The organism is Pelagibius sp. CAU 1746 (assembly GCF_039839785.1).
GTDB lineage: Bacteria > Pseudomonadota > Alphaproteobacteria > Kiloniellales > Kiloniellaceae > Pelagibius.
Genome location: NZ_JBDOQT010000002.1, coordinates 488,572 through 511,278, shown reverse-complemented (window position 1 = coordinate 511,278; position 22,707 = coordinate 488,572). Strand labels below are relative to the sequence as shown.

The window sequence follows — 22,707 nt, the reverse complement described above, 5'->3', positions numbered from 1 at the left end:
CAGCAACTCAAAGGGGATTTCGGGGTCGCGGAGAGGTGGTCGATTCCGCGCCGTATACCGGGGCGCGGTGGCCTCAGATAGGCTACCGGCTCGCGTCGCTGCGCCGGGTGAGACCGATTTCCCGGTAGAAGCGCAAGGCGCCGTCGTGCAGCGGAATTCCGATGCCTTCCAAAGCCGTTTCCAGACGAATGACCCGGCCCTTGGCGTGGCCGCGGTCGAGCAGGCGCCGCGCGTCGCCGCGCCATAACGATTGGAGAATGCCGTAGACGGTTTCGGCGCTGACGTCGTCGCGGGTGATCCACTGCGCGGCGACCGACACGGTCTTTACGCCGCTGACGCCATCGTAGACGCCGGCGGGGATCTCATCGATGTGCAGGAAGGGATTGCCCTCCACCAGGGTGCTGATCTCGGGCCCGGAAATCGGCACCAGATCGATTTCCGTGTTCTCGTTTGCCCATTGAATGACCTTTGCCGGATAGCCGGCGACGAGGAAGAAGGCGTCGAGGTCCCCGGCGACAAGCCGCTCTATGGCGTCGTCGGACTTCAGGTAGGCGACGTGGATGGTGTCGTCCGTCAGGCCGAAGGCGTTGAGCACCAGTTGAGCGCCGACGAGGGTGCCGGAGCCGACCTCGTCCAAGGCCACGCGCTTGCCGAGCAGGTCGGCGACGGAGCCGATGCCGCTGTCGCGGCGCACGACGATGTGAAAGGACTCGGGATAGAGATTGGCGATGGCGCGCAGATTGCCCTGACGGCCTTCGTCCCGGAAGGCCTCCGTTCCGCTATAGGCCCAGAAGGCGACATCGGATTGCACGAAGCCCGACTCGATCCGGCCGGCGGCGATGTCCTTGACGTTGGTGACGGAACCGCTGGATGACTGGGCGACCGCGACGAGGCCCGGCACGCCGCAGGTCTCGCCCCTCTCGCAGTTGCCCGAGGGGTTGCTGATGGCCTGGGCCACAAGTCCGGCGATAGGATAATACGTGCCGCCGATGCTGCCGGTGCCGATCCGGAACAGTGTCAGTTCCTGCGCCGCAGCCGTCCCGAAGGCGCCGAGCCCCCAGGCGCCAGCCGTGCAGGCCGCCGCGACCAGCAGGGCGGCGGCCGTCCAGTGACCCACCTTCATTTGGCCTCACGAGCAGATTTTCGGTCTGGCACCGGACCCTCGTTCGCGAAGTTGATTTTCCCCCGACGCATGCGGCCCAGGTCTGGAAGTGGCCGCCAAGGCGGTCCGGAGCCGCCAGCATCCCGCCCGATTATCGCCCCCAGGTCAACAGGGCAGTGGTGCGGGGCGCGTGGAAAAGACGAGGCGCCGCAGCGGGGGTGTTTTGGCTAACCGCGATTAACCATTTGGGGGAGAGGAGGAGCCGCGCGCCGGCGAATTGGCCGGAGGCTGTTCGGCGGGATTGCAATGCGCCAGGGGAGCCGCTATAACCCGCCGCGCCGGGGAGTAGCTCAGCCTGGTAGAGCACTACGTTCGGGACGTAGGGGCCGGAGGTTCGAATCCTCTCTCCCCGACCACTTAAGTGGTTACGGCGCTTGTCTTTTTTCGCTTCCGACACCATGTCGGAACTAGAACAAAAAGCGATTTGTGGGTGCAACCTTGCGCAATTCGGCTCGGTTTGCACTTTTAGTCCTGCGATCCAAAAATGTTTGCAGCATCGGCACAGGGGCCGGTGCGATCCGCCTTGTCAATGTGCGCCATACTCATGACGGGCAGGCTTGTCCGGCAACTTGGTTGCCGGTGTGATGCATGGCTTCTGAAAACTTGAGGGTATGTATCGTAGGGTTCGCAGACCGGGCGCCGTCTGCTACTCGCTCAAAGTATCTGAGATGGTCAGTTTCACGACTTCGCCGTCCTTTATGTGGGGCTTGGCCACGACCTTGATCCAATCCTGCGAGTCCAGGGCCTCTGAGTAGGGGCTATGTGGGCTCCTCACCACGGGGTCAGCGATGTCGCAGTCCAGCCGCGAATCTGGCCCTTCGAGCTCCAGTGCTACCTTGCAAGAGCCAGATACAACGTCTAGCTCGGAAACTTGGACAGTAAAGGTCTGTGTCGGGCCAATGACCTCATCAGGCTTCTCGTCCAGCCGCTTGCGCACATCCTCATCAACAACAAAAGCCTTGTTGGGCTCTCCAATAGTTGCGGTCTTGGCAGACGTCCCAATTGGTGCGGCGTACTGCCTAGCGGCTGGTAGCTGATCCTCACCTGCTTTAGCAAGCGACTGCGCTAGTTCCATTGCCTTGAGCGTGACATCAGTGTTGGATCGGATGGCAAGTTGTGCCGTTTCCATAGCCATCTCCGCCTCACTCTCGTTTCCGCCGAGCTTAGACAGAATAAAGTTCACGGTGGCTTCTACCGCTCGTTTTCCGGCCTCCCGGCCTGCCGAGCTTAGCAGTGGTAGAAGGGGTACAGCGCCGACCAGGTAGATCGGGACCTGATAGCATCCGTCGATTGGCTGACCAGCCAGAACACGCACGGAGAAGGCTGGCGAGCGCCTGACATATTGGCCAGTTAACGTGATGTGCGCGGAGATGCCGATTAGCCTGGACGCGCCTTGCAGGGATTGACCCAACAACGCTAAGTCCACTTGGTGCCGCTCCGCGTCCAGTCCCTCGTATCTGATTATTACGGGCTCTGGATAGAGAACGTCCTGAGCTTGCATAATTCCCCCACCTACAACACCCCTGAGTGGAAAATGGGCGCATGCCTGCTGTCAGGTTGTCAAGCCTGTTCATTCCGCGACTTTGAGCAGCAAATCCAGTCAGCTCGACAGAGCATCTTGCCTCCAAGACACTCTCTTCGACCGAACGTCGTATTTGCGACACTAAAGGGCTCATGGAGAAGCCGCCCGCTCGGAGACAGTGCAGCCTACAATGACATATGTTCTTGTTTTATTCTATGGCGCAAATTGTGGGTGAAAGGCCCATTATGGGTGCAGAAAGTGTCGGATAATGTCCGACAATGTCCGACAATCTGGATAAGAAATGGCGGAAAACCTAGGTTTTCCGCCGTTCTACATTTCCGACAACCTACCTTCGGGACGTAGGGGCCGGAGGTTCGAATCCTCTCTCCCCGACCAATCCGGCACCTGGAGCGGACCTTGGGATGCTGTCCCAGCGATCCGCCTCTTCGCGCCGGCCTGCGCCAGAAACCGCCCAGAATTGCCTGGGACTCTCGCGCAGGCCGGAGATGCGGAGTGTTTCCGGGCCTTTTCCTTAAATGCGATGGATTGCGGCATGGCCGCCCGGCGATTGACCGGCGCGCCTTGGCGCGGGCGCCCCGGCCTAGTGGCGCCGGCGCCGGGCCATGACGCGGTCGAGAATCCGGGTGTCGATGGTGGTCGGCAGCCCCGATTCCGGGCTGCTGCCCAGGGCCGCCGTTTCCAGGCGCGCCTCCGACAGGTTGGCCTCGCTGAGGTCGCTGCCGCGCAGGTCGGCCATATGGAAATCGGCACGGCTCAGGTCGGCGCCGGTGAAGCGCGCCGCGTTCAGCAGGCTGTCGACGAAGCTGGAACCGGTCAGCGTCGCGTCCTCGAAGCGGGCCCCCGTCAGGTTGCACCCCTGGAAGTCGCACTCGACCAGGTCGGCGCCGCTCAAATCGATGCCGCAGAGGTCCAGGCCCCTGAGATTGCAGCGCAGCAGCACCGTCCGGCGGCCATCGGCCCGTCCGGCGCGGTAGCGGGCATGGGCTTCCAGGACCGGTTGCAGCTTCTCCAGCGTCAGCCGTGCGCCGATCAGAACCTTTTGCGGCGGACGGTCGCGGGTCACGTTCTCAGATAGGTTGGTCATTACCTATGTCCTCACCTGTCTTCGCCCGGCAGTGCCGGGGCGTTGAAACGATCTCCAGTCGAAGGCGCCCCCGTTTCCACCTTCAGGTCAAAAAAAGGGGGTCGAATAAATCGACCCCCAATTCTTGAATATGCGATGTCGGTCGGTTTCAAGTACGAGACAAGAGATGCGATGCGGAGTACTTAGATCAGGAATGCGATATGGGTTTGTCTCTGTTTCCGAACGATGACTAGAATATACATACGCCGCGGAGCCGAGTCAATGAAAAAAGATCTTTCCAAGGAAAAATACTTACAGATACTGCCGCTATTAAGCCATAAATAGGCTATTATGCCCGCTTTCTCTTCCATAAATGCGATTCTGCACGCATAAATAGGGCATAATAGCCAACGTGGCTTTGTTGTTTTGGACAAAATGCCCGTTTCCTCTTGCGGAACTGGATAATTTGCCCTAGCTTGCTCAGGCGCCGAAGCGGCATCGCCGCCCTTGAGGGATTTTTTATGGTGACAGATGACGAAGACGGCATGTCGGCCGAGCAGCTCCGTGAGCTCTGCACCCGCCTCTACGGGTCTGGGCGCTGGCAGACGGCCCTATCCCGGGAACTGAAAGTGAACGACCGTACGGTGCGCCGCTGGGCCTCCGGGAAATCCCGGATCCCGCATCCCGTGGCGCTCTGCGTGAAGCTGATGGTGTTCCTCGACGAGCTGAGCTGGCTGGGCGAGTGGCGTCAGGCCCTGGAGGAGGATCTCCTGGGGCAGGAGGAACACTGAGGACTTCGTTCCTGAAGTGGCGGGAGGCCGAGGCCAGGGGGCCTCAATAGGCCCGGTCGACGCAGAACTCCACCACATCCAGCAGGGCCTGCTTGGCCGGGCCGTCGGCGAAGCCGTCGAGGGCCCGGCGCGCCGTTTCCCCGTAGTCGCGGGCCCGGCCCATGGCGTCGGCCAGGGCGTCATGGCGCTGCATGTATTCGATGGCCTGTTCCAGATCGCCGTCCCGGTGGTCCTGCTCCTCCAGGCAGCGCCGCCAGAAGGCGCGCTCGGCTTCGTCGGCCCGCTGGAAGGCGAGGACAACCGGCAGGGTGATCTTGCCGTCGCGGAAGTCGTCTCCCACGGCTTTGCCCAGCTCGCCTTGCAGGGCGGAGTAGTCCAGGATGTCGTCGACCAGTTGGAAGGCGACGCCGAAGCAGCTGCCGAAGCGCTCCAAGGCTTCCTCCTCCGCCGCCGGCCGCTCCGCCACCACCGCGCCGACCCGGCAGGCGGCCGCGAAAAGCGCGGCCGTCTTGGCCTCGATGACCTGCATATAGGCGGCCTCGTCGGAGGTCGTGTCGTTGGCGGTCATCAACTGCAGCACTTCGCCCTCGGCGATCACCGCCGAGGCGTTGGAGAGGATGCGCAGCACGTCCAGGGAACCGTCGGCCACCATCAGCTGGAAGGCCCTGCTGAACAGGAAATCGCCGACCAGGACGCTGGGTTTGTTGCCCCAGACGGCGTTGGCCGTAGCCAGCCCGCGGCGCAGGTCGCTGGCGTCGACCACATCGTCGTGCAGCAGCGTGGCGGTGTGGATGAACTCCACGCAGGCGGCCAGGCCCAGATGGCGCTCGCCCTCGTAGCCGCAGAGCCGGGCCGAGGCCAGGGTCAGCATGGGGCGCAGCCGCTTGCCGCCGGCGGCGATGATGTGGCTGGCGAGCTGCGGAATCAGGGCCACCGGCGATTGCATATGCTCGACGATCAGGCGGTTCACCGCCTGCAGATCGTCCGTCACCAGGGCGCTTAGCGGCTCCAGGCCGCTCTTCGCCGACCCTTTCGCCTGTTTGTCGATTTCGGCGGCTAGCGCCAAGACGGTCCCCTCACGCTTCATGTAACCCAAATTGGGCTCGCTTCCTGCGATCGCAGCTTCTCACGACAGCCGCCAACCACCAAGCGTTCCGCCCGGCAACCCAGCCCGATCTCCACCTCCCGGCAGCCGTCCGGCAACCCGGCCCGCGGGCGCCCAGACAGCTTCCGCGAAGCAGGCGCGGACCTTTGTGGCAGCATAGGTTTAACCGCCGGGCGGTCAAGCCCGATACCCTTAGTGGGTACCCGCTGCGACGAAAGGCGCTATAACGTTTCTTGCCATGAAGGAATTGTTGCGCACCAACGACATCGTCAAGCTCTCCTGGCTCGAAGCCCTGCTGGCCGACGCCGGGATCGAAACGCTGGTGCTCGACCTCCACACCAGCATCATCGAGGGGTCGATCGGCATCCTGCCGCGCCGCCTGATGGTGAGCGACGACGACTATCTGCGGGCCCGGCTGGTGCTGCGCGACGCCGGCGAGGAGGTCTACAGCCCGTGACCCCCTTGCACCCCTTGACCGAGGACGCCTTTCTGGGCGGGCGCCTGCGCCTGCGCCAGCCCGCCGACGGCTACCGCGCGGCCATCGATCCGGTGCTGCTGGCCGCGGCGGTGCCGGCCCAGGCGGGCGAGGGGGTGGCCGACCTGGGCTGCGGCGTGGCCACGGCCGGCCTCTGTCTGCTGGCCCGGGTGCCCGGCATTCGGGTGACCGGCCTGGAACTGCAGCCTCTGCTGGCCGAACTGGCGCAGAAGAACGCGGCGCTCAACGGCTACGAAACGCAGTTCCGCATTCTCTCCGGTGACGTGGCGGCGCCGCCGGAGGCGCTGCTCTCGGGCGGCTTCGACCACGTCATGCTGAACCCGCCCTACCTGGAGGCGGGCTCGACGCGGGCCTCGGCCCACGAGTTGCGCCGGCTCGCCACGGTGGAGGGGCCGGCCGGGCTGGAGACCTGGCTGGACTGCGCCCTGTCGCGCCTGCGGCCGCGCGGCAGCCTGACGGTGATCCACCGCGCCGACCGCCTGGACCGTCTGCTCGCCTGTCTGTCGCGGAGCTGCGGCGACCTGACGGTCTTTCCGCTCTGGCCGCGTCAGGGCGAGGGGGCCAAGCGGATCCTGGTCCAGGGCCTGAAGGGCAGCGGCGGCCCGCTGCGGGTCCTGCCCGGCCTGGCGCTGCACGACGCCGAGGGCTGCTACACCGCAGCCGCCGAGGCGGTGCTGCGCGACGCCCAGGGCCTTGCACTCTAAAAGCGCTCTGAAGCGGTGGCAGACTGTTCTTGGCATTTGCGCCCCGGGCTGAGAGTCTTACAGATGGAATCGCAGGGAATGCAGGCCCCGCCCGGCAGTCCATTGTTCGGATCAGAGTATTGAGGACGCTGTTACTGGCATGTTTGGCAGGATTTGGAGCTTGGTGACTTTCGAATGGCTGCGCCGGCCGCGCCCGGAAGTGGCAGTGCTGCGCATGAGCGGCACGATCGGCGGCTTCGGCCCGCTGCGCAGCGGCATGAGCCTGGCCAGCCTGGAGCCGCTGATCGAGCGCGCCTTCGCCCAGCCGCGCCTCAAGGCCGTGGCGCTGGTCATCAACTCGCCGGGCGGCTCGCCCGCCCAGTCGGCCCTCATTTCCAAGCGGGTGCGCGATCTGGCGCAGGAGAAGGATCTGCCCGTCCTGGCCTTCTGCGAGGACGTGGCGGCCTCCGGCGGCTACTGGCTGGCCTGCGCCGCCGACGAGATCTTCGTGCAGCCGACCTCCATCGTCGGCTCCATCGGCGTCATCACCTCCGGCTTCGGCTTTCCCGATCTGCTGGAAAAGGTCGGCGTCGAGCGCCGCGTCTATACCGCCGGCGAGCACAAGTCGACCCTGGACCCCTTCAAGCCGGAGAACCCGGAAGACGTGGCGCGGCTGAAGGCGCTGCAGCAGGAATTGCACGAGGTCTTCAAGGAGATGGTCCGCGACCGCCGGGGCCAGCGCCTGAAGGCGGCGGAGGAGGAACTGTTCAGCGGCGAGTTCTGGGCCGGCGGCAAGGCCGTGGAACTGGGCCTCGCCGATTCCCTGGGGGACATGCGCCAGGTGCTCCGCGACCGTTTCGGCAAGCGGGTCCGCCTGCGCCGCATTCAGGGGCCGAAGCGCCTGCTGCGCCGCCTGGGGCTGGGGCGGGGCCGGGCCGACGGCGGGCTTGTGGGCTGGGGCGGCGGTTTCCCGGCGCCGGAAGACTGGGCCGCCGGTCTGCTCGCCGCCGTGGAGGAACGCGCCCTCTGGTCCCGTTTCGGTCTTTAGCGGCCTTCGGCGCCGCGGCTGGTTGACCTTCCCGCTTCCGCGCCGCTTAATGCCGCCATGTTCGGATTGCCCTCGATTCAGAAACTCATCGTCCTCGCCGCGGTCGTCGCCGCCGTCTGGTATGGCTTCAAGTTCCTCGGCCGCCTGCAGAAGGCGCGCGAGGAAGAGGCGCGGCTGCGCGAGTCGCAGGGCGGCAAGCCGGCGCGCAAGGCCGGCGCCCCGAAGGACGGCGCCAAGGGCAAATCTCAAGGCGGGCAGGTCGAAGACCTGGTGCAGTGTCCTTCCTGCGGCGCCTACGTCCAGGCCGGCAGCACCTGCGACTGCGGCCGCAAGAGCTGATCCTCAGCCCCTGGGCATCGTTTGATTCTCACCCTTCCGCGAAGGCCAGGCGCAGTCCCAGGCCACCCAGGGCGAGGGCGAATCCGCGCCGCAGCAGGGTCATGACGCCGGGGCGCCCGACCACCTGGGCCCGGGCGAAGGCGGCCAGCAGCCCGTAGCCGATGAAGACCACCAGCGTCAGCCCCATGAAGACCAGGCCCAGCCCGGCCATCTGCCAGGCGAGGCCGCCGGCGGCGGGGTCGACGAACTGTGGCAGGAAGGCGAGGAAGAAGATCGACAGCTTGGGGTTCAGCAGGTTGAGGGTGATGCCCCGGCCGAGGATGCGCCCCATGCGCTGCGAGACCTCCTGGCCCCGGGCCTGATCGGGCAGCGGCAGGGCGCCGCTTTCCCGCCAGGCGCTCCAGGCCAGGTAGAGCAGGTAGGCGACGCCGGCATATTTCAGCAGTTGGAAGGCCAGGGCGCTGGCGTGGATCACCGCGGCCAGCCCCAGGACCGAGGCCGCGATATGCGGCACGATGCCCAGGGTGCAGCCCAGGGCGGCGATGACGCCGGCCCGGGCGCCCAGGCCCAGGCCGCTGGCCAGGGTGTAGATCACGCCCGTGCCCGGGGCGATGACGACGACGAGGCAGGTGACCAGGAATTCGAGGGACAATTCGGGGGACATGAGGACGGCTCCGGGCGGGGCAAAGCGCCACTGTGGCGTCTTGCCGCGGCGAAATCCAGCGGGCTTGCCGGGCCTGCCCGAAACCGCCCGCCATTCCGGGCGAAACCGGAGAATCCCACGGCTTGATTCGGGGTGGGCCCCCCGCTAAGGTGCGCCGCGCTTCGCGGTGCAGCAATCCGCGGCGTTTCAAACCGCCTGAGCCCCTATGCCACACGCCAATCCGGACACCTGCTTTCAGCGCCTGATCCTCCGCCTGCAGGACTTCTGGGCGCGCCAGGGCTGCGTCATCCTGCAGCCCTACGACATGGAGGTCGGGGCCGGCACCTTCCATCCGGCGACCACCCTGCGCGCGCTGGGGCCGGGCAGTTGGAAGGCGGCCTACGTGCAGCCCTCGCGCCGGCCCACCGACGGGCGCTACGGCGAGAACCCCAACCGGCTGCAGCACTACTACCAGTTCCAGGTCATCCTGAAGCCCTCGCCGGCCAACAGCCAGGAGCTCTACCTGGATTCGCTGAGGGCCATCGGCATCGACCCGCTGGCGCACGACATCCGCTTCGTCGAGGACGACTGGGAAAGCCCGACCCTGGGCGCCTGGGGCCTGGGCTGGGAGGTCTGGTGCGACGGCATGGAGGTCAGCCAGTTCACTTACTTCCAGCAGGTCGGCGGCATCGACTGCAACCCGGTCTCCACCGAGCTGACCTACGGGCTGGAGCGCCTCATCATGTACGTGCAGGGCGTCGAGAACGTCTACGACCTGGACTGGGACGGCGTGCCCAAGGACCAGGGCGGCAAGACCTACGGCGACGTCTACCTGGCCGCCGAGCAGCAGTTCTCCGCCTTCAACTTCGAGGCCGCGTCCACCGGCATCCTGTTCCAGCACTTCAAGGACGCCGAGGCCGAGTGCCAGGCGATCCTCGCCTTCGCCGGGCGCGAGGGCCGGCCCATGCCGCTGCCGGCCTATGACCAGTGCATGAAGGCCAGCCACGTCTTCAACCTGCTGGACGCGCGCGGCGTCATCTCCGTGACCGAGCGCCAGGCCTACATCGGCCGCGTGCGCGCGCTGGCCAAGGCCTGCTGCGAGGCCTGGGTCGCGACCCAAACCTCCGATGCCCAGGGGGACGCGGGCTGATGGCCGAGCTGCTGGTCGAGATCTTTTCCGAAGAGATCCCCGCGCGCATGCAGGCGCGCGCCGCCGGCGAGTTGAAGCGCCTGGTCACCGAGGGGCTGAAGGCCGCCAACCTCTCCTTCGACAAGGCCGAGGCCTATGCGACGCCGCGCCGCCTGGCGCTGGTGGTCGACGGCCTGCCGGCGCAGCAGCCCGACCTGACCGAGGAGAAGAAGGGCCCGAAGTACGGCGCCCCGGCCAAGGCGATCCAGGGCTTCATGAAGGCCAACGGCATCAAGTCGCTGGATAAGGAAGCCGAGCTGCGCCAGACCGACAAGGGCGATTTCTATTTCGTCGTGCGGCAGATTGCCGGGCGGCCCAGCGCCGAGGTGCTGCCGGAGATTCTGGCCAAGGCCCTGACCGATCTGCCCTGGCCCAAGTCCATGCGCTGGGCGACCGACACGCAGCGTTGGGTGCGCCCGCTGCATGGTATCCTCGCCGTCTTCGACGGCAAGCCGTTGAAGGGCGCGCTGGCCATGGCCGAGGGGCGCGAGGTCGCCTTCGGCAATACGACCCGGGGCCACCGCTTCCTGGCGGCCGACGCCTTCGAGGTGTCCGGCTTCGCCGACTACCGCGCGAAGCTGGCCGAGGCCAAGGTGGTGCTGGACCCCGCCGAGCGGCGCACGACGATCGCACAGCAGGCCGAAGCGCTGACCAAGGGCGCGGGCATCGCGCTGAAGGCCGATGACGGCCTGCTGGACGAGGTGACGGGGCTGGTCGAGTGGCCGCAGGTGCTGATCGGCCGCATCGACGAAGGCTTCATGGACCTGCCGGCCGAGGTGCTTTCCACCACCATGCGCGCGCACCAGAAGTACTTCTCGACCGAGACGCCGGACGGCAGCCTGGCCGATCGTTTCCTGGTCGTCGCCAACATGGAGGCCGCGCCGGACAGCGCGCGCGCCAAGACCATCGTCGCCGGCAACGAGCGCGTGCTGCGCGCGCGCCTGGCCGACGCCCGCTTCTTCTGGGACCAGGACCGCCAAAATCCGCTGTCCGCGCGTGTGCCGGCGCTGAAGGACATCGTCTTCCATGCCAAGCTCGGCACCGTCGCCGAGAAGGTCTCGCGCTTGGAGAGCCTGGCCGCCGAGATCAGCACCTACGTGCCCGGCGCCGACCGCGACGAGGCGCGCTCGGCCGCGCGGCTGGCCAAGGCCGACCTCGTCACCGGCATGGTCGGCGAGTTCCCCGAGCTGCAGGGCGTCATGGGCCGCTACTACGCGCTGAACGACGGCGAGGCGCCGGCGGTGGCCGAAGCCGTGGCCGAGCACTATGCCCCGTTGGGCCCCAACGACGCCTGCCCCTCGGCGCCGGTCAGCGTCTGCGTCGCCCTGGCCGACAAGATCGACACCCTCGTCGGCTTCTGGATGATCGACGAGAAGCCGACGGGCTCCAAGGACCCCTATGCGCTGCGCCGCGCCGCGCTGGGCGTCATCCGGCTCGTCGTCGAAAACAAGCTGCGTCTGCCTTTGATCAAAGTCTTCGCCGCTGCCCAGGGCAAATATGCCGGCCTCTCGGCGCCGGACGTCGCTGGCGAACTGCTCGACTTCTTCGGCGAGCGCCTGAAAGTGGTGCTGCGCGACCAGGGGGTGCGCCATGACCTCATCACCGCGGTCATGGCTGCCGAGGTTGAGGACGACCTCGTCCGCCTCTTGGCGCGGGTCGACGCGCTGAAGTCGTTCCTCGAAACGGACGATGGCGCCAACCTGCTGGTCGCTTACCGCCGCGCCGCCAACATCGTGCGCATTGAGGAAAAGAAGGATAAGCGTGGCTACGAAGGCGCGGTCGAAGCGGGCGCTCTGGCGCAGGAAGAGGAGAGAATCCTTTTTTCTCACCTCTCCGATGCCGCCGAGGGTGCGCAGAGCGCGTTGGGCTCGGAGGACTTCACCATGGCGATGGAGACCATGGCGCGGCTGCGCCAGCCGGTCGACGCTTTCTTCGACGCGGTGACGGTAAACGCGGAGGACGCGTCCTTGCGGGAGAATCGGTTGAATCTCCTCAGCGCCATCGGCGCCACGCTTGCCGCGGTGGCGGATTTCTCGAAGATCGAAGGCTAACCACGAAGAGGCGGCGACAAGCCGTCCCCGGATCAGGACTACGCGATGGGGCTTATTCCCCAAGGCACTAACTGGCAGGAAAACGGAAAGCACGCGATGACCAAGTGGGTGTACAGCTTCGGCGGCGGCGCCGCCGACGGCCGGGCCGAAATGAAGGAACTGCTGGGCGGCAAGGGCGCCAACCTGGCGGAGATGTCCTCTCTCGGACTGCCGGTGCCGCCCGGCTTTACCATCACCACCGAAGTCTGCACCTACTTCTACGCCAACGAACGGCGCTATCCGGACGACCTGGAGGCGCAGGTCAACGAAGCCCTGGCCAAGATCGAGGAAACCGTCGGCGCCAGGTTCGGCGACACCAAGGCGCCGCTGCTGATCTCCGTGCGCTCCGGCGCGCGGGCCTCCATGCCGGGCATGATGGACACGGTCCTGAACCTCGGCCTCAACGACGAGACCGTGCAGGGCCTGGCCAGGGCGGCCAACGATCAGCGCTTCGCTTACGACAGCTACCGCCGCTTCATCCAGATGTTCGGCGACGTGGTGCTGGGCGTCGACCATCACCATTTCGAGGAGATCCTCGAACTGGCCAAGGAAGACCGCGGCTACATGCTCGATACCGAGCTTTCCGCCGACGACTGGGCCAAGGTCATCGAGGACTACAAGGCCAAGGTGCTGGCTGAGACCGGCGAACCCTTCCCGCAGGACCCCAAGGACCAGATCTGGGCCGCCATCGGCGCCGTCTTCGGCTCCTGGATGAACCAGCGCGCCATCACCTACCGCCGCCTGAACGGCATTCCGGCGGAGTGGGGCACGGCGGTGAACCTGCAGGCCATGGTCTTCGGCAACATGGGCGACGACTGCGCCACCGGCGTCGCCTTCACCCGCGATCCCTCCACCGGCGACAATGCCTTCTATGGCGAGTATCTGGTCAACGCCCAGGGCGAAGACGTTGTGGCGGGTATCCGCACGCCGCAGAATCTCACCCTGCGCGGCAAGGAGCTGAACAATTCCAAGCTGCCGGCCATGGAAGAGGTGATGCCGGAGGTCTTCAAACAACTCGACGACGTGCGCCATGTGCTGGAGCGGCACTACAAGGAGATGCAGGATCTCGAGTTCACGGTGCAGCGCGGCACGCTCTACATGCTGCAGACCCGCACCGGAAAGCGCACGGCGCCGGCGGCCTTGAAGATCGCCGTCGACATGGTCGGCGAGGGCCTCATCACCGAGGCCGAGGCGATTCAGCGGCTCGACCCCAACTCGCTCGATCAGCTCCTCCATCCGACGCTCGACCCCAAGGCCGAGCGCAAGGTCATCGCCCGCGGCCTGCCGGCCTCGCCGGGCGCCGCCTCGGGCAAGATCGTCTTCACCGCCGACGCCGCGGAGGCGCAGGCCAACGACGGCGAGCGCGTCATCCTCTGCCGTACCGAGACCTCGCCGGAGGACATCCACGGGATGCACGCCGCGGCCGGCATTCTGACCACGCGCGGCGGCATGACCAGCCACGCCGCCGTGGTGGCGCGCGGCATGGGCCGCGCCTGCGTGGCCGGTGCCGGCGAACTGCGCATCGACCACAAGAGCGGCGTCATGCGGGTGCGCGACCTGGAATTCAAGGAGGGCGATCTTATCACCCTCGACGGTTCGACCGGCGAGGTCATGCAGGGCGCCGTGCCGACGGTGCAGCCGGAGCTCTCCGGAGACTTCGCCACCGTCATGGAGTGGGCCGACAAGTACCGCACCATGGGCGTGCGGGTGAACTGCGATACGCCGCAGGAAGCCAAGGTGGCGGTGAAGTTCGGCTGCGAGGGCATCGGTCTGTGCCGCACCGAGCATATGTTCTTCGATGCCGGGCGCATCGTCGCCATGCGCGAGATGATTCTCGCGGACAGCAGCGAGCAGCGCCGCCGCGCGCTGGACAAGCTGCTGCCCTACCAGCGCGAGGATTTCATCGCCCTGTTCAAGGAAATGGCCGGCCGTCCGGTCACCATTCGCCTGCTCGACCCGCCGCTGCACGAGTTTCTGCCGCACGAGGATGCGGCGGTGCTGGAGGTGGCCGAGGCGTCGGGCCTGACGGTGGAACATGTCCGCGCCCGCTCGCTGAAGCTGGTCGAGACCAATCCCATGCTCGGCCATCGCGGCTGCCGCCTGGGTATCACCTATCCGGAAATCTACGAGATGCAGGCCCGCGCCATCTTCGAGGCCGTGGCCGCGGTGGAAAAGGAAACCGGCACCTCCGTCGAACCCGAAGTGATGATCCCCCTGATCTCCGTGAAGAAGGAGTTCGAGGTGCTGCGCGAACTGGTCGACAAGGTGGCCGAGGACGTGCGCAAGTCGGAAGGCGTCGAGATCAAGTACCTCGTCGGCACCATGATCGAGCTGCCGCGGGCCTGCCTGCGGGCCGCCGAGATCGCCGAGGGCGCCGAGTTCTTCTCCTTCGGCACCAATGACCTGACGCAGACCACTTTCGGCCTGTCCCGCGACGACGCCGGGAATTTCCTGGGCGCCTACGAGCAGCGTGGCCTGATCGACCAGGATCCCTTCATCTCGCTGGACCCCGAAGGCGTCGGCGAGCTGATGTTGATCGGCGCCGAGCGCGGCCGCACCACCCGCCCGGACATCAAGCTGGGCATCTGCGGCGAGCACGGCGGCGACCCGGCCTCCATCGCCTTCTGCCAGACCGTGCCTCTGGACTACGTCTCCTGCTCGCCCTACCGCGTGCCCATCGCCCGCTTGGCGGCAGCGCAGGCGGCGCTGGCCAGGAAGAACGCTTAAGGCCGCCGCAGGTCGGCCAGGTAGCTGTTGGCCCGGCGGCTTTCTTCGTAGGCGGCCGGGTCGATCTCCGCGAAGAGCAGGGCGGGTTCGTTGCCGTCCGACGCGGCAAGGCAGCGGCCGTCCGGGGCGGCGATGCACGACAGGCCGGCGTAGCCGAAGCGCGCGTCCCGGCCGGCGTGGTTGGCGTAGATCACGAAGATCTGGTTCTCGAAGGCGCGCACCGGCACGACCTGCGTGGCGATGAAGCCTGCGTAGGGGCCCTCCGGCAGCGCCGTCGGCACCACGATGACCTCGGCACCGGCCTCGGCGAGGCGGCGCACGTTTTCCGGAAACTCCACGTCGTAGCAGATCAGGAAACCGAGCTTGAGGCCGCCCCAGTCCGCAATCGCGGGGCGGACCTCTCCCGGCGTGAAGAGCGCGCGCTCGTAGTCGCCGTAGAGGTGGGTCTTGCGGTAGACCGCGGGCGCCAGGCCGGGGGCCGCCATCGCCAGGGAATTGAATACGTCATCGCCGTCGCGTTCGGCGAAGCCGGCGGCCACCGCGAGGCCGTGGCGGGCGGCGATGCTGGCGAGGCGTGCGACCTGCGGACCCGCGGCGGGCTCGGCGAGATCGCGGATCGCCTCGCCGGCGCCATAGCCGGTGGTCGCCAGTTCCGGGGCGATGAGCAGTTCGGCGCCTTGAGCGGCGGCCTGCGCGGCGGCCTCCTCAATGGTTTGCAGGTTGGCCTCGACCGCGCCGGTGGCGGCCTGCATCTGCAGCAGCGCGGCCTTCATGTCCGTTCGTCCGAGGACCAGGCGCCCAGCAGGCGCGGCAGGTCGCCGTAGCGGGCGACCAGGCCGAAGACCGCCGCGGCGATGGCGACGAAGAAGATCGAGACCGCGGCCATGGTCGGCGTATAGCCGTAGCGCAGGGCGTTGAAGATCTTGATCGGCAGGGTTTCCAGGGTGAAGCCGACCGTCATGTAGGCGACGATGTACTCGTTCAGCGAGAGGACGAAGGCGAAGGCGTAGCCGGAGACGAGATAAGGCGTGATGAGCGGCAGGATGACGCTGCGGAAGACCTGGCCGTCGCCGGCGCCCATGGTGGCCGCCGCCTCGACCAGGGATCGGTCGATGGAGGCGAAGCCGAGGGAAAGCGTGACCAGCGGCAGGGTCACGAAGAAGATGGCGTGGCTGATGACCGCGGTCCAGGGCTCGCCATAGGCGCCGGCGGTGGCCCAAAAGGATAGAAAGCCGAGCGCGGTGATCACCGGGGGCAGCAGGAAGGGGGCGATGCCCAGGAACTGGAAGACCCGCGCCCAGGGCGCGACGCGGCGCCAGAGGAACCAGGCCAGCGGCATGGCGATGGCCACCGCCAAGGCGGCGGAGAGGGCGGCGACGCCGATGGAGGCGAAGAGCGCGGCGCGCCAGTCGCCGGCGGCGAAGATTTCCGCATACCAGGCAAGAGAAAAGCCCTGCGGCGGGAACAGCAGCGACTTCTTCTCGTTCACCGAGACGCCGGCCACCACCACCAGGGGGGCAGCCAGGAAGAGGGCGATCAGCGCCATGTAGCCGTTGCGCAGCCAGACCGGGGTCACGACGGAGGCCTCCTCATGCCTGCAGTTCCCGCCGTCCGCCGACGAGCAGGGTCAGCCCCACCAGCGCCAGGGAAATGAGCACTAGGAAGACCGCCATGGCCGCGGCGAAGGGCATGTTGGATTGGTAGATCGCCTGGTCGGTGATGAGGACCGAAAGAGTCCAGTGCTGCGGGCGCCCGAGAATCTGCGGCAGCAGGTAGGAGCCGAGGGCGAAAACGAAGACCATGATCAAAGTGGCGACGATGGTGTTGCGCGAAGCCGGAATGACCACGTCGAAGAAGCCGCGCAGCGGCGAGGCACCGAGGGTGCGCGAGGCCTCCAGCAGGGTCGGCTCCAGGCGGATCAGCGCCGGGTAGAGCACCAGGATCGTGTAAGGCAGGGCCTGGTAAACCATGCCTGTCAGCACCGCGCCGAAGCCGGGCAGCAGCGCCGTCGGCTGCTCCATGAGGCCGAGCGCGGTCAGGAGGTTGGTGATCCCCGCGGTGCGCGAGAAGAGCGTCGACCAGGCAAAGCCGATGATGACTTCCGAGAGGGAGAGCACCGAGAGCAGTGCGACCAGCCAGGCGATCTGCACGGAGCGCGCCCGGCAGGTCAGGAAGTAAGTGAAGGGGTAGGCCAGAACCACGCAGCAGACGGCGACGCAGGCCGCCAGCAGCAGCGAGAAACCGAGCACCCTGCCGAAGAAGAAGCTGAGGAAGCGCTGGTAGTTGTCGAGAACGAAGTCGGTGGTGTAGAAGCCGCCTTGCTCGCGCTGGAAGAAGCTGACGGCGATCATGATCCCGAAAGGGATGACGAAGAACACCAGCAGCATCAGTGCCGGGAAGATCAGCGGCGCCAGGTCGGCGAGGCTGTGCGGCTTGTCCCGTCTCATTGCTTCAACACCACGCAGGCGTCCGGCGGCAGCGCCACGCCCACCTCATCGCCGGCTGCGACCCCGGGCCGCTCGCGCGGCGGGGTGACCACGGTCACGGTGGTGCCGGCGACTTCGACGAAGATCTCCACCGTTCCGCCCAGGTCGCGCAGGAAGGTGACGCGGCCGGTCAGCGCGCAGTCGCCCGGCGCCGTGAGGCGGACGTCCTCCGGACGGATCGACAGGCGCGCGTTGTCCTGCCCTTCCGGCAGGGCGAGGTCCGGCAGGACGTGGCCGGCGATGGCCGCCTGGCCGTTGTGCCGCGTCAGCTCCAGCAGGTTGGTGGAGCCGATGAAGTCGGCGACGAAGCTGTCCGCGGGGCTCCGGTAGATCTCCACCGGCGGTGCGGCCTGGCGGATACGGCCTTCGCTCATCACCACCACCAGGTCGGCCATGGTCATGGCCTCGCGCTGGTCGTGGGTGACGACAATGGTGGTAATGCCGAGCTGCTGCTGAAGCTGGCGCAGTTCTACCTGCATGGCCTCGCGCAGCTTTGCGTCGAGGGCCGAGAGCGGTTCGTCGAGCAGGAAAAGGCGCGGCGACACCGCCAGGGCGCGGGCAATGGCGACACGTTGGCGCTGGCCGCCGGAAAGCTTGCTGACCGGGCGTTCGGCGTAGCCCGGCAGATGCACCAGGGCCAGCAGTTCCTCCACTCGCGCGCGTTGCTCCGCTTTGGGCAGGCCGCGGATGCGCAGGGCGTAGGAGATATTGTCGCCGACGTTCAGGTGCGGAAAAAGCGCCAGCGACTGGAACACCATGCCGAAGTCGCGCTTATGGGTCGGCACCCCGGTGATGTCGCCGCCGTCCAGCAGGATGCGCCCGGCGCTGGGGTCCTCCAGGCCGGCGATCATGCGCAACAGGGTCGTCTTGCCGCAGCCCGAGGGGCCGAGCAGGCACACGAAGGTGCCGTGGGGCACGTTGAGAGCCACATCGTCGACCGCGGCAACGTTACCGAAGTGCTTGGTGATGCCCTCGAGAGAGAGACCCGACATGCTGTGTCCGCCGCTTTGGTTGTATCGGACGGTGGCGGGGGCGCCGGTCCTGCCGGCTGCCCCCCTTCATGAAGCGACCGTCAGCCGACGATCAGCTCGGTCCACTTCTGATTCAACCAGTCCGACTTGCCCTGATAGAGGTCGTAGCGCGGGATGATCGGATCGATGTCGGAGGAAACCGATGCGAACTCGTCGTCGCTCAGGTCGAGCAGGCTGCGCTTCACCGTCGGGGCGGTTCCGACCTTGCGGGACATCGTGGCCTGGATCGAGGACTGGCTCATGTAGTCGATGAAGATGTGCGCTTCGTCGTTCTTTTTCGACGCCCGCGAGAGCGCCCAGCAGCCGCTGTCCAGGATGCCGCCCTCCTTGGGGAAGGTGGAGCGCACCGGATGGCCGTCGGCGGCGGCGAGGCCCGTCACGTCGTGATAGTACTGTCCCATGGGGATCTCGCCGGACTTCAGCGCCTGTTCGAACTGTGCCTCGTCGCGGTACCACAGGCGGACGTTCGGCTTCACCTCCGCCAGCTTCTCGAAGGCCTTGATGAGGCCCTCCTCGCTGTCCAGCGCGGCGGTGCCGCCCATGAAGGTCTTGGCCGTCACCTCCAGCAGGAAGGAGTTGGAGACCAGGGCCAGCAGGCCCAGTTTGTCCGCATTGGCCGGGTTCCACAGCTCCGCCCAGGACGTCGGTGCCTGCGGGAAGACGTTGGTGTTGGAAACCAGGGTGATGTACCAGGCAACCGCCCCGATGCCGGCGACGCGGCCGTCGGTGTAGCGATTCACGAAGGTCGGGATCAGGTTCTCGGCGTTGGGCAGGCGCTTCAGGTCCAACGCGGCCCAGAGGTCGGTCGACTGGCCCTTCAGCATGGCGACCTGGGACATCATGGAGATGTCGGCCGGGGCGCGCCCCGCGCGCGCGGCTTGCTCCAGTTGCACCAGCCAGGCTTCGCCGGTCGGCTCCGCGACCGACTCGACGGCGATGCCGGTCGCCGCGGTGAAGTCCGGGAAGATGTGCTTGTCGAAGGAGTCCTTGAAGTAGCCGCCATAGACGCCGACCTTCAAGGAACGGTCCTGCGCGCGCAGGACCGAGGGCATGGCCAGGAGGCCGGCGCCGGCAAGTCCGCCGGCCACCACGCTGCGGCGGCTGACGCCCGCTTTAAGGATCTTTTTGCTCATTTTTTGCTTCCTCCACTGTCGTTGCCGTGGCCGCTTCATGCGGCTTATCGGTTGAAACCCGTTCACTCGTTACAAGGCTTTGGCCCCGGGCGGGTCAGGCGAGGCGGGGGCTGTAGACCATCAAGCTCAATATCTCGAACAACACCTGCGCGCCGGCCTGCGCGGTATTGGTCGTGGTGTCGTACTGCGGCGCCACCTCGACGACGTCGCCGCCGATGATGTTCAGCCCCTTGAGGCCGTGCAGGATCGCCAGAACCTCGCGGGTCGTCAGGCCGCCGACCTCCGGCGTGCCGGTGCCCGGCGCGAAAGCCGGGTCGATGCCGTCGATGTCGAAGGAGATATAGGTCGGGCCGTCGCCGACGACCTCCAGCGCCTTCTCGATGACGGCGGGAATGCCCATCTGGGGCACTTCCTCGGCATGGATCACGGTCATGCCGCTGTCGACGGAGAATTCCCAGAGATATTCGGCGGAGCCGCGGATGCCGATCTGCACCGTGCGGGTCGGGTCCAGCACGCCGTCCAGCACCGCGTTGCGGAAGGGGCCGCCGTGATGGAACTTGGTGTGGTCGAAGGCGCCGCCGGTATCGCAATGCGCGTCGATGTGGATCATGCCGACCGGCTGGTCCTTGCCGATGGCCTTCATGATCGGGTGGGTGATGGAGTGGTCGCCGCCGACCGAGAGCGGCACCACGCCCGCGGCGTGGACCTTTTGGTAGTAGCGCTCGATGTCGTCGAGGCTGCCTTCCAGGCGGTAGCGGCTGGCGAAGGGCACGTCGCCCAGGTCGGCGACGCGCAGATCGTAGACCGGCGCGCACTCCAGAACGTGGTTGTAGGGGCCGATGCGCTCGATGTCGCGGATCGCGCGGGGGCCGAAGCGGGCGCCGGGGCGGTTGGTGACGCCCAGATCCATGGGGACGCCGATCAGCGCGACCTGCAGGTCGCCGAAGTCGGGGTCGGCCGGGTCGACGTCGCGCTGGGGGGCGTCGAGCAGGGTGCAGATGCCGGCGTAGGGCGCCATGCGCGTGCCGGTCTTGTCGAAGATCTTGTTGGCGACCTTCTGAAAGGCCGGATCGAAGAGGTCGCCGCCGTGACCCTGGCCGTACTTCTCCCGGAGAGAGTCCAGTTTTTCCCGATCCCACGTCATTCGTTCGCCACCCCGTAAGAACCTCGCGCCGTATCACGCAAAATACTGCTGATTTCGCGTTGCGACCGCAATTGACATTGTTGTAGCGTTTTTTGTGAGAAATTTTCACAATGGATTTCGCCATGTCCGCCCGCCTGCCGCCCCTCAACCCGCTGCGTGCTTTCGAGGCGGCGGCCCGCCACGGCTCGGTGACCCGCGCCGCCAGGGAATTGAACGTCACCCACGGCGCCGTCAGCCATCAGATCCGCAGCCTGGAGGCGGCCTTGAAGGTGACGCTGCTGGAACGCGGTGCACGGCGCGTCCGCCTGACGCCGCACGGCGCGGCGCTGCTGCCGACGCTGACCGTCGCGTTCCAGGAGATCGCCGCCGCCACCGCACGCATGACGCGCCCGACCACTGGCGGCGATCTGGTGGTGAGCTGCGTCCCGGCGCTGCTCTCGCTTTGGCTCATTCCCCGCCTGGGCCGCTTCTCCGAGCAGTTTCCGGGCATCCGCCTGCGGGTGCTGGGCTCCAACGACCCCGCGGATGTCTTCGACCCCGATATCGACATCTGCATCCGCTACGGCCAGGGTGAGTGGAACGATTGCTGGGTGCGGGAGTGGGCGGAGATCGAGCTCTTCCCCGTGGCCAGCCCGACGCTGCTGAACATGCGGCCGCTGCGCTCGGTGAAGGACTTGGCGGACCACGTCATTCTGCATGCCGACGGCGGGCGGGAATGGCAGACCTGGCAGACGGCGGCCAAGGCGCTGGAGTTGGAGCGCGGGCCGCATCACTTCATGGGCGATGCGCGCCTGGCCATGGATGCGGCCCTGGCCGGCAACGGCGTGGCCCTGGGCGACAACATGACCGCCAGCCGCCTCATGGCCAACGGCAGCCTGGTGGCGCCTTTCGACCTGGCGGTGCCGGCGGTCGACCGCTTCTACGTCGCCTGCCGCAACGAGGTGAAGGCGGCGCCCATCGTCAGTGTCTTCATCGACTGGCTGTTCGCCGCCCACGATGAAGAGGACGCGAGGGCCGAGATCCAGGCCACCGCGCGGCGCAGCCTGCGTCGCCGCGGCAAGACCGCTTAGGCGCCCGGCGGTCCGGCTTGCGCAAGGCCCTGGCGCCACATCGCCGCTTCCTTGTCGCGGCGCTTGCGCAGGCCCTCGCTGCCGGGCCAGAGGCGCTTCATGCGCTCGAACTCGGCGGCGACCTCGTCCAACGCGCCGCCGGCGATGTGGTCGCGGATCGCCTTCATCTCGCGCCGGCTGTCGCCGCTCAGCTTGGTGCCGCGGTTGTAGACCAGGCTGACCAGGGCGCCGCGGCATAGCGGCGGCAGCTTCGCCAGATCGCCGTAGCAGCTTTCGGTTTGCTCGATACCGCGCGGCAATGCGCGCTTCACGAAGACCTTCCAGGCGGCGTGGAAGGGAATGCGCAGGTTCGACAAGGCGTTGACGGCGCCCTGGCTGCCCTTCTTGCCCAGGTGCGGGCGCAGGGCGTCCATCTGTGCCGGCGTCAGGATGCCGGTCCAGTCGGCCTCGAAGTCCTGCGGTTCCTGAAAGCGCAGGTCGTAGCCGACGCCGATGGTGACGCCGCTGGCCTCGCCCGGAAAGTGCGGCATTGCGACGTGCTCGTCGTAGAACTTCCGGCCGCCGACCTCCTCGCGCACGATGAAGGTCACCGCCTCCGTAGGGATGATGCCGGAAGGCTCGGGCTGGTTTTCCAGCCACTGCCAGGTGGCGGCGTCGGCCGCGCCGTTGACCGGCAGGCCGGCGAGCATCTGGGCTTCGCGCAGGGCCCCTTCGGTGCCGCCGCCGAAGTCGCCGTCGGTGCTCAACAGGGCGCCGACGCGGTTCAGCAGGGCCTGCAGGGCCTCGACCTCGGCGCCCTTGGCGCCGCGTTCGAGCCGGTTGTGGGGTTCGGTTGCGGGTAGGGCCATGACGCGTTCCTCCCATCTGGTGGCGGCACAGGATGATCCTTGCCTGAGATGCCATTTAATACCGTCGATTGCAAAATTCGCAATATCTCGGGGGTGGCAGGAGAAGGTCAAAGAAG

21 protein-coding genes and 1 tRNA gene are annotated in these 22,707 nt (G+C 66.8%); 10 read left to right on the top strand and 12 right to left on the bottom strand.

What is annotated here, in order from left to right:
• Positions 1-82 precede the first annotated feature (82 nt).
• Positions 83-1,123, bottom strand: coding sequence for a TAXI family TRAP transporter solute-binding subunit (locus tag AAFN88_RS19210; RefSeq protein ID WP_347522240.1), 1,041 nt, complete (start codon positions 1,121-1,123; stop codon positions 83-85).
• Positions 1,124-1,441: 318 nt separating this feature from the next.
• Between AAFN88_RS19210 and AAFN88_RS19205 the strand changes: the two genes are divergently transcribed.
• A tRNA-Pro gene (locus AAFN88_RS19205) sits at positions 1,442-1,518 on the top strand.
• A 290-nt stretch (positions 1,519-1,808) separates the two neighbouring features.
• Here the strand turns inward: AAFN88_RS19205 and AAFN88_RS19200 are convergent.
• Complete coding sequence (locus AAFN88_RS19200; RefSeq protein WP_347522239.1) at positions 1,809-2,345, bottom strand: hypothetical protein; 537 nt, start codon at positions 2,343-2,345, stop codon at positions 1,809-1,811.
• Positions 2,346-3,285: 940 nt separating this feature from the next.
• Positions 3,286-3,789, bottom strand: a complete 504-nt coding sequence (locus AAFN88_RS19195) for a pentapeptide repeat-containing protein (RefSeq protein WP_347522238.1) — start codon at positions 3,787-3,789, stop codon at positions 3,286-3,288.
• Between the two features lie 500 nt (positions 3,790-4,289).
• On the opposite strand from AAFN88_RS19195, the gene AAFN88_RS19190 reads away from it, so the two are divergent.
• On the top strand, positions 4,290-4,559 hold the full coding sequence (locus AAFN88_RS19190; RefSeq protein ID WP_347522236.1) for a hypothetical protein: 270 nt from the start codon (positions 4,290-4,292) through the stop codon (positions 4,557-4,559).
• Between the two features lie 43 nt (positions 4,560-4,602).
• Here AAFN88_RS19190 and AAFN88_RS19185 read toward each other — a convergent pair whose 3' ends face one another.
• Entirely contained in the window at positions 4,603-5,625 is a 1,023-nt protein-coding gene (locus tag AAFN88_RS19185; RefSeq protein WP_347522235.1) for a polyprenyl synthetase family protein, read from the bottom strand.
• Between the two features lie 277 nt (positions 5,626-5,902).
• On the opposite strand from AAFN88_RS19185, the gene AAFN88_RS19180 reads away from it, so the two are divergent.
• From AAFN88_RS19180 to AAFN88_RS19165, 4 genes are all read left to right on the top strand, one after another.
• Entirely contained in the window at positions 5,903-6,121 is a 219-nt protein-coding gene (locus AAFN88_RS19180; protein WP_347522233.1) for a DUF2007 domain-containing protein, read from the top strand.
• Entirely contained in the window at positions 6,118-6,864 is a 747-nt protein-coding gene (locus AAFN88_RS19175; RefSeq protein ID WP_347522232.1) for a methyltransferase, read from the top strand. The genes AAFN88_RS19180 and AAFN88_RS19175 overlap by 4 nt, the downstream gene beginning before the upstream one ends.
• 214 nt (positions 6,865-7,078) lie before the next feature.
• Positions 7,079-7,891, top strand: a complete 813-nt coding sequence (locus AAFN88_RS19170; protein ID WP_347522778.1) for a S49 family peptidase — start codon at positions 7,079-7,081, stop codon at positions 7,889-7,891.
• Positions 7,892-7,948: 57 nt separating this feature from the next.
• The gene (locus AAFN88_RS19165) at positions 7,949-8,230 is read left to right on the top strand and encodes a hypothetical protein (RefSeq protein ID WP_347522230.1); all 282 of its coding nucleotides are present in this window, start codon (positions 7,949-7,951) and stop codon (positions 8,228-8,230) included.
• Between the two features lie 28 nt (positions 8,231-8,258).
• Here AAFN88_RS19165 and AAFN88_RS19160 read toward each other — a convergent pair whose 3' ends face one another.
• Positions 8,259-8,894, bottom strand: a complete 636-nt coding sequence (locus AAFN88_RS19160) for a LysE family translocator (protein WP_347522229.1) — start codon at positions 8,892-8,894, stop codon at positions 8,259-8,261.
• A gap of 205 nt (positions 8,895-9,099) precedes the next feature.
• Here AAFN88_RS19160 and AAFN88_RS19155 point away from each other — a divergent pair, with 205 nt between their 5' ends.
• From AAFN88_RS19155 to ppdK, 3 genes are all read left to right on the top strand, one after another.
• A complete protein-coding gene (locus AAFN88_RS19155) occupies positions 9,100-10,023 on the top strand; it encodes a glycine--tRNA ligase subunit alpha (protein WP_347522226.1) in 924 nt (307 codons plus the stop codon).
• On the top strand, positions 10,023-12,113 hold the full coding sequence (gene glyS / locus AAFN88_RS19150; protein WP_347522224.1) for a glycine--tRNA ligase subunit beta: 2,091 nt from the start codon (positions 10,023-10,025) through the stop codon (positions 12,111-12,113). Before AAFN88_RS19155 ends, glyS begins: the two co-directional genes overlap by 1 nt.
• Positions 12,114-12,209: 96 nt before the next feature.
• Complete coding sequence (gene ppdK / locus AAFN88_RS19145; protein WP_347522223.1) at positions 12,210-14,879, top strand: pyruvate, phosphate dikinase; 2,670 nt, start codon at positions 12,210-12,212, stop codon at positions 14,877-14,879.
• Here ppdK and AAFN88_RS19140 read toward each other — a convergent pair.
• The 6 genes from AAFN88_RS19140 to speB form a co-directional block, all read right to left on the bottom strand.
• Positions 14,876-15,652: a carbon-nitrogen hydrolase family protein gene (locus AAFN88_RS19140; protein WP_347522222.1), complete on the bottom strand. Its 777-nt coding sequence runs from the start codon at positions 15,650-15,652 to the stop codon at positions 14,876-14,878. The two genes, ppdK and AAFN88_RS19140, sit on opposite strands and share 4 nt — an antisense overlap.
• Complete coding sequence (locus AAFN88_RS19135; protein WP_347522221.1) at positions 15,649-16,455, bottom strand: ABC transporter permease; 807 nt, start codon at positions 16,453-16,455, stop codon at positions 15,649-15,651. Before AAFN88_RS19135 ends, AAFN88_RS19140 begins: the two co-directional genes overlap by 4 nt.
• A gap of 13 nt (positions 16,456-16,468) precedes the next feature.
• Positions 16,469-17,326, bottom strand: coding sequence for an ABC transporter permease (locus tag AAFN88_RS19130; RefSeq protein WP_347522220.1), 858 nt, complete (start codon positions 17,324-17,326; stop codon positions 16,469-16,471).
• Positions 17,323-18,357 (bottom strand): ABC transporter ATP-binding protein, encoded by a 1,035-nt coding sequence (locus AAFN88_RS19125; protein WP_347522218.1) that lies wholly within the window; start codon positions 18,355-18,357, stop codon positions 17,323-17,325. The genes AAFN88_RS19130 and AAFN88_RS19125 overlap by 4 nt, the downstream gene beginning before the upstream one ends.
• An 80-nt stretch (positions 18,358-18,437) precedes the next feature.
• A complete protein-coding gene (locus tag AAFN88_RS19120; RefSeq protein ID WP_347522217.1) occupies positions 18,438-19,529 on the bottom strand; it encodes an ABC transporter substrate-binding protein in 1,092 nt (363 codons plus the stop codon).
• Positions 19,530-19,623: 94 nt separating this feature from the next.
• A complete protein-coding gene (speB, locus tag AAFN88_RS19115) occupies positions 19,624-20,673 on the bottom strand; it encodes an agmatinase (protein WP_347522216.1) in 1,050 nt (349 codons plus the stop codon).
• A 110-nt stretch (positions 20,674-20,783) separates the two neighbouring features.
• Here speB and gcvA point away from each other — a divergent pair, with 110 nt between their 5' ends.
• Positions 20,784-21,743, top strand: a complete 960-nt coding sequence (gene gcvA, locus AAFN88_RS19110; protein WP_347522215.1) for a transcriptional regulator GcvA — start codon at positions 20,784-20,786, stop codon at positions 21,741-21,743.
• On the opposite strand, the gene AAFN88_RS19105 is transcribed toward gcvA, so the two are convergent.
• Positions 21,740-22,591: a peptidoglycan-binding protein gene (locus AAFN88_RS19105; RefSeq protein WP_347522214.1), complete on the bottom strand. Its 852-nt coding sequence runs from the start codon at positions 22,589-22,591 to the stop codon at positions 21,740-21,742. The genes gcvA and AAFN88_RS19105 overlap by 4 nt on opposite strands.
• Between the last annotated feature and the right edge of the window lie 116 nt (positions 22,592-22,707).

Coding starts and splice junctions, on each gene's coding strand:
- AAFN88_RS19190 (WP_347522236.1), top strand. CDS start 4,290: ATGGTGACAGATGACGAAGACGGCATGTCGGCCGAGCAGCTCCGTGAG.
- AAFN88_RS19130 (WP_347522220.1), bottom strand. CDS start 17,326: ATGAGACGGGACAAGCCGCACAGCCTCGCCGACCTGGCGCCGCTGATC.
- AAFN88_RS19160 (WP_347522229.1), bottom strand. CDS start 8,894: ATGTCCCCCGAATTGTCCCTCGAATTCCTGGTCACCTGCCTCGTCGTC.
- speB (WP_347522216.1), bottom strand. CDS start 20,673: ATGACGTGGGATCGGGAAAAACTGGACTCTCTCCGGGAGAAGTACGGC.
- glyS (WP_347522224.1), top strand. CDS start 10,023: ATGGCCGAGCTGCTGGTCGAGATCTTTTCCGAAGAGATCCCCGCGCGC.
- AAFN88_RS19210 (WP_347522240.1), bottom strand. CDS start 1,123: ATGAAGGTGGGTCACTGGACGGCCGCCGCCCTGCTGGTCGCGGCGGCC.
- gcvA (WP_347522215.1), top strand. CDS start 20,784: ATGGATTTCGCCATGTCCGCCCGCCTGCCGCCCCTCAACCCGCTGCGT.
- AAFN88_RS19120 (WP_347522217.1), bottom strand. CDS start 19,529: ATGAGCAAAAAGATCCTTAAAGCGGGCGTCAGCCGCCGCAGCGTGGTG.
- AAFN88_RS19195 (WP_347522238.1), bottom strand. CDS start 3,789: ATGACCAACCTATCTGAGAACGTGACCCGCGACCGTCCGCCGCAAAAG.
- AAFN88_RS19140 (WP_347522222.1), bottom strand. CDS start 15,652: ATGAAGGCCGCGCTGCTGCAGATGCAGGCCGCCACCGGCGCGGTCGAG.
- AAFN88_RS19165 (WP_347522230.1), top strand. CDS start 7,949: ATGTTCGGATTGCCCTCGATTCAGAAACTCATCGTCCTCGCCGCGGTC.
- AAFN88_RS19105 (WP_347522214.1), bottom strand. CDS start 22,591: ATGGCCCTACCCGCAACCGAACCCCACAACCGGCTCGAACGCGGCGCC.
- AAFN88_RS19125 (WP_347522218.1), bottom strand. CDS start 18,357: ATGTCGGGTCTCTCTCTCGAGGGCATCACCAAGCACTTCGGTAACGTT.
- AAFN88_RS19180 (WP_347522233.1), top strand. CDS start 5,903: ATGAAGGAATTGTTGCGCACCAACGACATCGTCAAGCTCTCCTGGCTC.
- ppdK (WP_347522223.1), top strand. CDS start 12,210: ATGACCAAGTGGGTGTACAGCTTCGGCGGCGGCGCCGCCGACGGCCGG.
- AAFN88_RS19170 (WP_347522778.1), top strand. CDS start 7,079: ATGAGCGGCACGATCGGCGGCTTCGGCCCGCTGCGCAGCGGCATGAGC.
- AAFN88_RS19155 (WP_347522226.1), top strand. CDS start 9,100: ATGCCACACGCCAATCCGGACACCTGCTTTCAGCGCCTGATCCTCCGC.